9 protein-coding genes are annotated in these 12206 nt (G+C 64.6%); all 9 read right to left on the reverse strand.

The window, feature by feature from the left end; translation table 11 throughout:
- Positions 1-4: 4 nt before the first annotated feature.
- The 9 genes from KO538_RS19435 to KO538_RS19475 all read right to left on the reverse strand — a co-directional run bounded on the left by KO538_RS19435 (position 5) and on the right by KO538_RS19475 (position 12090).
- Positions 5-1132 carry an ATP-binding protein gene (locus KO538_RS19435; protein WP_219329351.1) on the reverse strand — a complete coding sequence of 376 codons (1128 nt, stop codon included), beginning with the start codon at positions 1130-1132 and terminating at the stop codon, positions 5-7.
- 49 nt (positions 1133-1181) lie between these two features.
- On the reverse strand, positions 1182-4286 hold the full coding sequence (locus tag KO538_RS19440; RefSeq protein WP_219329352.1) for a DEAD/DEAH box helicase: 3105 nt from the start codon (positions 4284-4286) through the stop codon (positions 1182-1184).
- A 207-nt stretch (positions 4287-4493) separates the two neighbouring features.
- A complete protein-coding gene (locus KO538_RS19445) occupies positions 4494-4982 on the reverse strand; it encodes a YbjN domain-containing protein (protein WP_257620453.1) in 489 nt (162 codons plus the stop codon).
- A gap of 25 nt (positions 4983-5007) precedes the next feature.
- The gene (locus KO538_RS19450) at positions 5008-5685 is read right to left on the reverse strand and encodes a hypothetical protein (protein WP_219329354.1); all 678 of its coding nucleotides are present in this window, start codon (positions 5683-5685) and stop codon (positions 5008-5010) included.
- 6 nt (positions 5686-5691) lie between these two features.
- Positions 5692-7395, reverse strand: a complete 1704-nt coding sequence (locus tag KO538_RS19455; protein WP_257620454.1) for a putative porin — start codon at positions 7393-7395, stop codon at positions 5692-5694.
- 68 nt (positions 7396-7463) lie between these two features.
- Positions 7464-8180 (reverse strand): energy transducer TonB, encoded by a 717-nt coding sequence (locus KO538_RS19460; RefSeq protein WP_235194266.1) that lies wholly within the window; start codon positions 8178-8180, stop codon positions 7464-7466.
- Positions 8181-8190: 10 nt separating this feature from the next.
- Positions 8191-8601 (reverse strand): biopolymer transporter ExbD, encoded by a 411-nt coding sequence (locus KO538_RS19465; protein ID WP_034753784.1) that lies wholly within the window; start codon positions 8599-8601, stop codon positions 8191-8193.
- A 13-nt stretch (positions 8602-8614) separates the two neighbouring features.
- Positions 8615-10396: a DUF2341 domain-containing protein gene (locus KO538_RS19470; RefSeq protein ID WP_072457461.1), complete on the reverse strand. Its 1782-nt coding sequence runs from the start codon at positions 10394-10396 to the stop codon at positions 8615-8617.
- Positions 10397-10452: 56 nt separating this feature from the next.
- The gene (locus KO538_RS19475; protein ID WP_219329356.1) at positions 10453-12090 is read right to left on the reverse strand and encodes a ShlB/FhaC/HecB family hemolysin secretion/activation protein; all 1638 of its coding nucleotides are present in this window, start codon (positions 12088-12090) and stop codon (positions 10453-10455) included.
- Positions 12091-12206: the final 116 nt, after the last annotated feature.

Here is a 12206-nt window from a genome sequence, read left to right on the forward strand (position 1 = left end):
TAGTCTAGCCAGGAAGCGGCAGCCAAATCCGGAAAAGTGCCCCGCCTTCGGGCAGATTATGCCCCTGCAAACTCCCGCCATGCACGTCGACGACGGCGCGCGCCATGTACAGGCCCAGGCCCGCGCCCGGATGCGTGGCATCGCTTCCACGGCTTCCTTTGTCGAACAGCTGCGCCAGCTCTTCTTCCCGCAAGCCGGGCCCCGCATCGCGCACGCACAGCGCCACGCCGCCTTCGGGCACCAGCCTGGCCGACAAGGTGATGCTGCTGCCCGGCGGACTGAACTTGACGGCGTTATCTAACAAGATTTTCAGGCACAGGGCCATGCCGGGCACGTCGCAGCGCAGCCGGGCCGGCAAGTCTTCGTCGAGTTCCAGCTGCACCGGGTGGCTGGCAGGCACGGTGGCGGCCGCCTGCTGCAGCAAGGCCAGCGGCGCGATGCCGTCGGCGGCCCGCTCGCGGCCGATGGCCGCCATGCGTTCGGGCGACAGATAGTCGTCGATCATGGCCAGCAGGCGGTCGACGGCCGTCTGGATTTTTACGTAGCGCTTGCGCGTGGCCTCGTCGGCATCTTTCGATGTCGAGACGAGGCGCTGGATGGCGCCGTCGATGGTGGCCAGCGGCGTACGGAATTCATGCGACAGCATCGAGGCGAAGCGCTTTTGCTCCTTTTCCCGTTCCGCTTCCTGCGCCTGGAGCTCGCTGACGTCGCGCACCGTGCCCGCCAAGGTCACGCCCTTCCCTGCCGCCGCGGGCACGATGGTCGAACTGATTTCCAGCGCCAGCAGGTGGCCGTCTGCGTGCGGCAATTCCACTTCGCGCAGCAGGGTCAAACGGCTGGTGTCGCCATCGCGCCAGCGCTGCAGACGGGCCGGCACATCGGCCGCCAAACGCGCCGCATGCTCGCGCAAGGCAGGCATGTCATGGCCCGTCAGGCGCTGCGCGGCGGGGCTGATGTAGAGCAATTCCAGGGTAGTGGCGTCGAGCAGGAAGGCCGCGTCGCGCCCGTGCTCGGCCAGCAGGCGGAACTGCGCTTCGCCCGCCCGCGCGCGCAGCAGGGCGCGGCGCAACTGGACGAAACGCAGCGCCATGAGGATGGCGCCGGCAAGCAGCAGTAAGAAAATGGGCAGCATGCGTTATACCTGGCAAGAAAGAATCGCCAAGTATAAGCGTGCGGCAGCGTTAATCTTCCAGCGGGGCGAAAATCTGCTGCAAGTCTTCCTGCGTGAGGGCCATCTTCTGCGATTCGCCTTCGGCCAGGATCGATTGCGCCAGTTCCGATTTCTTTTGCTGCAGCAGCTGGATTTTCTCTTCCAGCGTGCCCTTCGCGATCAGCTTGTAGACGAACACGGGCTTGTCCTGACCGATGCGCCAGGCGCGGTCCGTGGCCTGGTTTTCCGCCGCCGGATTCCACCACGGATCGTAGTGGATGACCGTGTCGGCCGCCGTCAGGTTCAGGCCCACGCCACCCGCTTTCAGGCTGATCAGGAAAATCGGCACGGCGCCCTGCTGGAAGGCCGCCACTTGCGCACCCCGGTCCTTCGTTTCGCCTGTTAAAAGCGCATAAGGGATGTCGCGCGATTCGAGCTCTTCCTCGATCAATTCCAGCATGCTGGTAAATTGCGAGAAGACAAGAATCTTACGCCCTTCGTCGAGCAAGTCTTCCACCATCTGCATCAGGTCGAGCAGCTTGGCCGAACCGGCAGATTGCTTCTTCGCCGGCAGGGATTTCACCAGGCGCGGGTCGCAGCACACTTGCCGCAGTTTCAGCAGCGCTTCGAGGATGACGATCTGGCTGCGCGCCACGCCCTTCTTGTCGATTTCTTCGCGCACTTTTTGATCCATCGCCAGACGCACGGTTTCATACAGGTCGCGCTGCGGCCCCGTCAATTCCACCTTGCGCACCATTTCCGTTTTCGGTGGCAGCTCCTTGGCCACATTGTCCTTCGTGCGGCGCAGCAGGAAGGGCTTGATGCGGCGGTTTAGCAGCATGCGACGCAGCGGGTCGTCCTGGCGTTCGATCGGATGGCGGAACTGGGTGTTGAACGTCTTCTCGTCGCCCAGCAAGCCCGGCAACAGGAAGTGGAATTGCGACCACAGTTCGCCCAGATGGTTTTCCAGCGGCGTGCCGGACAAGCACAGGCGGTGGCGCGCGCGCAGCAGGCCCGCGCTTTGCGCCGCCTTGCTGCGCGTATTCTTGATGTAGTGCGATTCGTCGAGGATGACCAGGTGGAAATCATGCTCGCGCAAGGTTTCCTCGTCGCGCGGCAACAGCGCGTAGGTCGTCAGCACCAGGTCGCATTGGTCGATCTGGTCGAACTGCTGGGCGCGGTCTTTGCCTTGCAGCAGCAGCACTTTCAGGGAAGGCGCGAACTTGGCCGCCTCATCCTGCCAGTTGCCCATCAAACTTGTCGGTGCAATCACCAGGGCCGGATGCGTGAGACGGCCCGCTTCCTTTTCCACCAGGATATGCGCCAGGGTTTGCACGGTTTTACCTAAGCCCATGTCATCGGCCAGGATGCCCGCCAGGTCGTGGTCGCGCAGGAATTGCATCCACGCCAGGCCATCGGCCTGGTAATCGCGCAAGGTCGCCTGCAAGCCGGTTGGCGCCGCCACTTTTTGCACGGAACCGAACTGGCTCAGCTTGCGGCCCATGGCGCGCAGCTGCTCGCCGCCCGTCCATTGCATATCCAGGCCCCGTGCCAGCTCTTCCAGGCGCGCCGCGTCCAGGGTCGACATGCGCACGGCATGTTTGATCTTGTCGCTGAAATACAGTTCGCCCAGGGTGTTCAGGATGGGGCGCACGCGGCCCCACGGTAGGGCCACGCGCGTGCCGTCCGGCAAGGTCGCCAGCATCTGGTCATCGTCCGCGTGCGCTTCGATGACTTTCGGATTGAAATCGTTGGGCGCGTTGCGGATCAGCTGCACCAGCACGGGCAGCAGCGGCACGCGCTCGTGGTTGACGACGATGCCCAGTTCCAGCTCGAACCAGGCGTTGCCGCTGTCCGGGTCCTGGTCGTCGATTTCCGCGTACCAGTCGCCCACGTCGCTCACGTCGTAGCGGTACTTGGCCGTCTTTTCCACGATCCAGCCCTGCTCCAGCAAGGCGTCGATGCCGGACTCGGCAAAACGCAGCCATTCCGCCTGGGAAGGCAGTTGCAAGGCACCCTTCAAGCCGCTCAAGGGGGCCGAGCCCGGCTTCTTGAATTGCAGCTCGGCCAGGGTGGCCAGCGCGCGCGCTTCGTCGACCGTGTTTCTCTGGATGATTTCCGTCACGTCGCCCACTTGCCGCACCACGCGCTGCGACGGGTCGAACGAGACGCGCTCGCCATCGTAGTCGTAGGACAACACGGCAAAATCGCTCCAGCGCTGGATGCTGCCATCGGCCAGCATGGCGCTATCGAGCAGCAAGACCGGTTGCGCCGGCACGTCCTTGCGCAAGCGCTGCGGCAACGGCTGCGGCAGCGGCATCAAATGCTGCAAGCCCTGCGCCAGCAACAGTTGCGACACGCGCACCTTGTCGTTCGCGTTCAGGGGCGGCGCCTGCGCCACCAATGCCTGCAAGTCGGCCAGGGAAATGTCGGAGCCGCCCTGGTTCAGTTCCAGCACGCCGCACGACAGGTTGTCGATGTACCACGGCGGATCGGTGGGCAGCATGTAGTCGATCTGGTCGGCGCCATGGTGCTTCGCGCCTTCCGGCGGATCCACTTGCCAGCCCAGGCGCATGGTTTTTCCCTCGTCGCGCCAGAACAGGCGGGCGGGACGCACGGGACCTTCCTTCAACGGGTACACGAGGCCATTGCCGACGTCGGCCCAGGAATTGGCCCACAACAGTTTATCCTGCTCGGCCAGCATTTTCAGCAGGGCCGCGCCCACCTTGCCCTTTGGCTCCGTGGCGCTGCCCGTCTGCGAATTCTGTCCGCTGCGCATGGCCACGAAGAAACGCACGAGGTCTTCATCGGCCGGCGTCAAAAACGTGGGGGGCGCCGACAGCAGCGAGAAGATTTCGCTGATGGGCGACGCCGCCGCCACGTCGCCATTCGGCCGCAGCCGCGCCTTGTACAGGCACAGGGCCACGTGGCGGCCACCGCTGGTGGGTGCCAGCACGTAGATCAATCGGTGCTGGTTGAGTTTGGGATCAGGCTCGGCAATCGTCAGCACGGCCTTCGGATGGGCGGCAGCCTCCACCCGCTGCAGCCAGGTGGCGACGGCATACGGCAAAGGCGCTCCCGGCGCGCTGGCCGGGGCAACTGGGGTTTCACTGGTTTCGTCGCGGGTAAAATCCATGGGGCGCATTTTTGTGTAAAGGTCGTATCCAAATCGGCAACAGGCAATATTATCCGCCATACAGCCGTTGCTGGCTTGATTCACACACGCTCTTTGAGCAGTTTTAATGCGCGATGCCTAAAAAATAAGTATTTAATACGACACTTGAGGCCCGCAGACGGCAAAAATGGCCCGTCGCGGGCCATTTTTCCTCCACTGGACGGCTTATCAGGCCGGCACAGTTTCTTCTTCTGCCACGCTGGCGGCCTCGACTATCGGTGCCGTGCTCGTATCGGCCGGCGTAAAGTTGCGTAAAAACAAGAAGAACTGGCCCATCATCTGCGTCCACAGTTGCAGATTGATATTCAGGTACTCCGTGCTGACGCCACCGGCAACCAGCACATCCATCTCCAGCACGACGAAATCGCCATGCTGGGCCACGCGGGCGAAGCGCTTGCTGCGGTGCCATTCGGCCAGCAAGCCGGCAGGCAAGTCACCGCCCTGCACGCGCAGCGGGCAGCTCAGGGTCAGATCCGCGTACTGGCCAGGCGCGGCTTCATTGCCCCACAGCACCTGAAAGCCGATGCCATGGCTGGCGCTGTGCAGGCGCACGACGCCGTCGTGTTCGATACTGGTCACGGCGCAGCCGGCCGCCTTGATGGCGTTGGCCGTTTGTTCCGCATTCAGGGTAGTCAGCAAGTTGTTGGTGTTTTCCATCGTCATTCCATTCATTTCAAAAAAATTATTGGGGGGCCGGCGTTTCTGTTTGACGTGCATCAAAGCGGCCCTGGTACAGCTGGTCGCCGTACTGCTGCGCGATTTGCTCGAGTTTCACCCGGCTTTGTGCGGCGAACGGCTGGCGCGCCTTCATGACGTCCAGCACGCCGAGACCTTCATACGCTTGCAGGATGTCCTGCCCGGCCGCATACAGCTGGGCATTCTTGCTTTCGCAGCGCGCCAGGGCGCCCCGCTGGGCCGTCACTTCGCCGTCCAGGCGCGCACGCTCCGCCTCCAGCCGCTTGCCCGTGGCAGTCAATTTCTCGCTGGCCTGGCGGTACTGCGCCAGGCTGGCGGCCGCCTCTTGCGCGGCGGCCGTGCTGCGCTGTTGCTGCTCGCCCAGCTTTTCCCGCTGCGCGCGCTCGTGCGCCAGTTGCGACTGGCTGCGCGCCAGCTCCTTTTTCAAGCCATCGCTGGCAGGTTCGGCCGCAGCGGGCGCCGCCTTGGGGACAGGGGCACCCTTGGCTTTGAGCATTTCCAGCTCGCCGCGCGTCTGCTGCAATTGCGCCGTCACGTTGCGCAGTTCGGCGCGCAAGCGCTCTTCCATGCTTTGCCCCTTTTGCGCCTGCGCCTGGACCGTGCTGGCGGCCAGCAAGCTCAGTAACAGCAAAGGCAGGCACATTTTGTTGGATATCAACATCATGGCTCCTTAGAAACGCGCGTTCAATTCGATTTGCAAGGTATCGATCGACAGTGCCGAACCGAACACTTCGCGGCTCGACGTCCAGCGGCCGTTCAGCCAGGTATTCTTGTCGAGCGCATACGCGCCGCCCAGGTAGTAGCCGCGCGCATTCGTGCCACCCAGGTGGAAAGTCGAATCGTTGTAGGCGTCAGGCAAGGCATCGGGTTCGATGCGCTTGTAGCCAAGCAAGACGTTCCAGTCGCCGCGCGCGGCCGGGCTGGCCTTGCCCAGGGTCGCTTGCAGCATGTAGGCATTGCCGCCGCTCTTGAAATCGGCTTGCGAGACGCCGCCCGTGCCGCCGAAGTTGTTCATGATGCCGCCCTTGGCGCGCGCCCACATTTCGTTCTTGTCGTAGGCCATGTTGCGCACATAGTCGCCTTCGATGCGCAAGTCCGTGCCGCCAGCTACCTTGCTATCCCAGCGCGCATTCAGGTTGGCCAGGCGGAACTTCGACGCCAGGCCCACGAATTGCGGCTGCGGCGTATTGGCCGGGTCCAGCGGGTTCAGGGCGATATTGCGCAGCAGCATCAAGCTATTGCCTTTTTGCATGCTCGATGGACGCGACCAGTCCGTGCTGCAGCCATCTGCGCCCGCGTACAACGCGCACGGCTGCGAGTATTCTCCGCTGATGTTGCGGAAGTTGTAGTAGGCCAAGGCGCCGCGCAGCTGATGGTCGCTATTGATCTTCCACGACGCGCCCACTTGCGCGCCCAGCAGCCATTTGTTTTCGCTGGCCATTTTTGCCTGGCTGCGGCTAGGCGCATTGTCGGACGAATATTCGAGCGGAATCAGGCCCAGGGTACCGAAGACGGTGACGTCTTTGCTGGCACCCACCGGCTGCTGCACCTTGGCGGCGATGCCGTCGAAATTGAGTTCGCTGGAAAACAGTTCGTCGCCGGAGACGAAGGGATTGTCGAAGCGGCCCGCCGTCAGTTTCAGCCAGGAAGCGGGCTGGTAGGACAACCAGGCCTGGTCCAGCCAGATGTTTTTCTTGCCCAAGCCGCCACCGAGGGTTTGCGTGGTGGACACGGGGCTGTCGTCATTGCCGCTGGCCAGGCGGATGCCGGCCTGCGTGGTCTCGGAAATATCGGCCAGGATGCCCAGGCGGGCGCGCGCGCGCAGCAAGTGCTTGCGGTCTTCGCGCGTGTTCAGCAACGCCGGCAGGGCCAGGTTGGTGTTCGAATTGACGTCGTAGCCGCTGCCGCTGTTGAGCGAGCGCCAGTCGATCTCGATATTGCTGTTGGCCATGTCGTAATAGCGCGACTCGTAGCGCGCACGCACATCGCCTTCCAGGCGGATGCGCTTGGTCCAGGCCGGTGTTTCATTCGGCGCCGCCCAGCCGCCCGCTTTTGCCTCGGCCATGACCTGGCCCTTGATCTCGTCGCGGATCTGCTCGCGCACGGTTTGCGAAATATACGGCACGCGCACGTCGCCCGGCTGCACCTGCGCCAGGGCGGCCGGCGCGGCTGCCGGACGGGCCTGCGCTTGTGCCAGCGCTTCGCTCTGCGCCTGCGCCAGCAGCGCTTCGCCGGCATCCTTGTTCAGGGCGCCGCTCTGGATCAGGCCGCGGATCAGCTTGACCATGGTGCTGTCGGCCGGTGCTTGCGCTTGTACCGCGCCTGCCGCCACGCTCAGGGCCAGGGCGGCCAGCGCCAGCGGAAGGCGGCGCATGCGCTGTGAGGGAGAGAATAAGGAATTCATTGTTTCTTTCGGAAAAAATTAATATGAATTTGGGGACGCTATGGCCGGCGGCCCTTAATGGAAACGCGGGCCGGGAAACGCAGGGACGCCGGTGGCCGTTCATCGGCACGGAAATCGCGCACCATGGCCAGCACTTGTTCATCCGTCTGCGCATTGCCCGTGCCCTGCACCAGCTGCACTTTCGTCGTCCTGCCTTCCGCATCGAGCCACAGGTCAACGCGGATATCGCTAAACGCCAGCTGGCGCGTGCGCGGATCGCGGGCAAAGGCGAGCTGCAGCGCGTTGGCCACATAGCGGCCATACGATCCCGCGCCGAGTCCGCCGCCACCGCCGCCGCCCGTCATGCCGCCGCCGCGTCCGGCCTGGATGCCGAAGGCATCGCTGCCGGCCTGCGCCGCACCGTCGATCGTGACGGGGTCGCCCTTGTCCGGCGACGGACTTTCCGGCGCGTCATCCATGGGCTTGTCGGCCGGCGTCGGTTCCGGCTCCGACACTTCCGGCACCACCTTGTCCGGTGTCGGTTCCGGCAGTTTTTCCGGTTCCGGCGGCGGTGGCGGCGGAGGGGGCAGCATCAGCATCGGCGGGGCCGCCACTTCGCGCTTGGTGGCGGCCGTGTCCGACAGCAAATACCAGACCAGCGCGGCCAGCGCAGCGGCCAGCAGCACGCCGCCGGCCACGCCGCCCCAGCGGCGCCACCACTGCGCCGCGCCCGACGATTCCGGCGCGGCCATCTTCATCATGTCGTCACGCTTCACCTTGCGCTCCTCATGCCGGCTTGCCGGTCACCAGGCCCACCTGGTTCAGGTCGATGCGGCGCAGCAAATCGAGCACTTCGACCACTTTCGCGTACTGCACGGCGGCATCGCCGCGCACGATCACGGGAAAGTCGGGCGTCAGGGCCTTTTCCGTGCGCAAGCGCTCTTCCAGCTCGGGCAGGGTGACGGGATAGGCGTCGAGAAAGACCTGGCCCGCGTTGTCGATGGTGATGGCCTTGGTCTTCGGTTTTTCCAGCGCCATGGCCGAGCTGGCCTTGGGCAGGTCGACCTTGATGCCGGGAATGCTGGCGTTGCTGGTCAAGATGAAGATCACCAGCACCACCAGCAGCACGTCGACGAAGGGCGTGATGTTGATGCCGCCGCTACGCTTGCGGGGGGTAAACTTGGCGGAGGTGGCCATGGTTATGCGCCCCTCACGCCTGCTGCAGCACGGGACGCATCTGGCGTCCGTCGCCCTGCTCTTCAGCCAGGCGCGTGGCGAATTCATCGACGAAGACGGCCATGTCGGCAACGATGGCGTCCGAACGCGAGGACAGCCAGTTGTAGCCGAACAGGGCGGGAATCGCCACGCCCAGGCCGGCGGCCGTACACAGCAGCGCGGCAGCCATGCCCGGCGCCACGGAGTTGATGTCCACGGCGCCGGCCATGGCCGCCACGACGAACACCAGCATGATGCCGATCACGGTGCCGAACAGACCGACGTACGGCGCACCTTCGATGGTGGTCGACAGCCAGATCATGCGTTTCGACATGCGTTCGCTTTCGCGCACCATCACGCCATCCATGGCGGCGCGGATGGCGCCGATGGTCGCGTTCGAGACGGCGTTCAGGTCGTAGCCGCGGTCGTGGCGGCGGCGCATCTCGTCGATGGCCACGTCATACAGACGCCACAGCGAGGAATCGGCCTTCACGGAAGCGCTGAGCTTGCCGTTGCGCGACAAGTGGTCGAGCGGCGCGCCGGCCGCTTCGTGGAACGACTGCATGAATTGCGCATTGGCGCGCGAGATGGCGCCATAGCTGCGGCCCTTGCCGATCATGATGATCCACGACAAGACCATCATCAGGCCCAGCACGCCGACGACGATCCAGGCGTCGAGCGGCATGGCGGCGATGATGAAACCGAAATGGCTTTTACCCGCTTGCTGTTCGTCTGCGCCAAACACGGCCAGGCGCGATTCGGAACCTTGCGAGACGGCGTCGGCCAGCAGCAGGGCGTCGGGACGGGCCGTGCGCGACAGGCGCAGCTCGTCGATGGCGCCCGTGAAGTTGGCCAGGGTGGCGGTACCGGAAGCGACCGGCGGCGCATCGGCGCCGACCGAGGCTGCCGTGCTGAACGCTGGCAGCGCGGTGGCCAGCGACACGGCCGGACGGCCGCCCACGTACAGGGCCACGTTGGCTTTGTCGGCCTTGACGGCCAGGTGCGACCATTGCGCGGCCTGGATCGGCTGGCCAGGCTTGCTGCGCTGGCCATTCACCTGCACGAAGGGCACGCCCTGGTCTATGCCGATCAGCAATTCATTGGCGCCGTCGCGGCGCGCATACAGCACTTGCTGCGCGCCCAGGCTGTCGGGACGCACCCAGGCGGAAAACGTGAACGGCGCACCGGCGGCCAGCGCCAGCGATGGCGAGGCGGGCAGCATCAACGGCATGGAGCCCAGGCGGGCGCCGGCGCCGATGACGGAACCGTCGAGCGCCGGCACTGCCGTCTGCGCATGGTTGCCATAGGCGGTGCTGTCGCGCGAGGGCACGCCAGGCTCGGTGAAGTGGTACACGAGGCTGTAGTCGGGATCAAAAGTACGCTGGCCATTGCCGGAAGCGGGCGCCTTTGGATTGCCGTAGTACATCCACAGTTGCTGCGGCGTACCAGCCGTCAGGGCCGGCACGTCGACCCAGATCAGGGCGATGCCCAAGAGCGGATTGAATTGCTCGATCTGGTGGTTCAGCACCGTTTTATCGTCGCCCGCCACGAAGCGCAGGTCGGCGCCGTTGTCGCTGACGCCTTCGAAATTGAAGTTACCCGAATGCAAGCGCAGCAGCACGGGAATGCGGCCGGGATCGCCGCCCACGGCGCCCGCCTTCGGGCCGGCGTCGACGGTGACGGGTTTGCGGTAAGCCCAGTCGGGCTGCCACCAGGCATGCGCCAGGCCGGGAACGAGCGTGCCCAGGATCGTGAGCAGGAAAAAAAGACGTTGCATGACAGTGATTCTCCGAAGAAAAGTCTAAAAAAGTGCGGTGCTGGTGAGCTGGCCCGTCAGTAGCTGGCCGACAGGTTGAAATTGATGCGGCGCACGTGCTTGTGCGTGCGCGGGCCATCGCGCAGCGGGTAGGCGAAATCGATGCGGCCATTCAGGTAGCGCAGGAACTGGAAGCTGCTGCCCACGCCCACCGAAGCCAGGCCGAACAGGTCTTTCTGTTCCGGCAGCGGGTCGCGCAGACGCAGGCGCGCGCCATCGGCAAAGGCAAACAGACGCCAGTTTTCCAGGCGGCTGAAATACGTCAGCTGGGGCGTGCGCCATTCGACGGTGCCCGAGACGCCGTAGTCGCCCGTCGCTTCGGCCGACAGGTAGCCGCGCACGGAATTGGCGCCGCCGGCGGCCATCTGCTCGCCCGACACAAGCGCCGCGTCGGCCAGCTGGCCCGCCAGCTTGCCGTACAGCTGCGCGCCGCTGCCCAGGGTGGTGGTGGCGTTGGCATCGCCCTTCAGGACGAGAAAGCTGGGCGAAGCCTTGTAGCGTTTGTTGTCGTAGGCGGCGCTGTTGCTGCCATAGCCGAACGCGGCGCGCGTGCCGGCCACCAGCGACAGGCCCAGGCCATACGTCGCCGTCTCCGTCTGCGCAAAGCCGTTGTAGGCCACGCTGAGCGGCACGTACTTCAGGGGAACGCTGGAGCCGGCGCCATTCAGCTGCAGCGCTTCCTGGTTATCCTTGAAATCGATGCCGCCGCTAAAGCTGTGCCACCAGATGCCGCTGTTGGGTACCGTGTAATTGAGCTTCATGCCCAGCGCATGGCCCTTGCCCAGCACGCTGGTGCCGCCCGTGCTGGCCACGTTGCTGTTCGACTGGTAGCCGGTCGCTTCCACGCTCCAGCCCTGCGTGCCGATCGGCGCCACGTACGAGGCCGACCACACCTTGGTCTGGTTCAAGTCGCCCGGCGTGCCGAAAAAGCTGATGGTGGCGCTATGCCCCATCTGCCACAGGTTGTCGTGGCCGAGCGAGATGCTGCTGCGCAGCTTCTTGGTATCGGCGCTGTAATCGTTGTTCAAGCCGACGCTGGCGCGCCACGGGCTGCTGTCTTCCACTTTCAAGTCCACGTCCATGGTGCCGGGCAGGCTGCCCTGCTTGACCAAGGGCATCACCTGACGCTTGGGGCCCCGGTTCAGGGCCGTCAATTCCACTTGCGCCTGCGTAAAATCAGGCACCTTGCCTTCCGTCAGGGCCGGCACTTGCTGGCGCACGTCGAGCGGCGAGTTGTATTGCGCGCCGACCACGCGCAAGCGTCCCACCTTCGTTTCGCTCACCTGCAGCACCACCACGCCCTGCTCCACCTGCTGCTCCGGCAAGTCCACGTAGACTGACTGATAGCCCCTGGCTTGATATGCAGCAACGAGGGCGTCGCGCGCCCCTTCCACGTCCTTCAGGGTGCGGCCCGGCCCCAGGAAGGGCGTGACCGCTTCTTCGATGGCACGCGCGTCGAGCACGGTATTGCCGCGCACCAGGTATTCCTCGATCGTCACCTGCCGTTCCAGCGCGGCCACGGGGGCGGCGGCCGGCACAGCGTCCTGCGCGCGCGCCATGCCGGGCAGCGCCAGCATGGCCAGGCACAGCATCGTCAAGGCCCTTGCAGGCGCCGCTGGCGGCATGCCCCTGCCCTTGGTTGTCATTTCACGCATCTTCCATTCACCTTAAAATCAAACGGTTGCCCTGTGTTGCGGCGCTGGGCCGGCGTTTTTTCTGTTAATGCTGATCTACTGATGCCTAGACAGCCGCCGCGCGCGACGACTGCCGA

The sequence above is a fragment of the Janthinobacterium sp. NKUCC08_JDC genome (assembly GCF_019345575.1).
GTDB classification, from domain to species: domain Bacteria; phylum Pseudomonadota; class Gammaproteobacteria; order Burkholderiales; family Burkholderiaceae_D; genus Janthinobacterium; species Janthinobacterium aestuarii.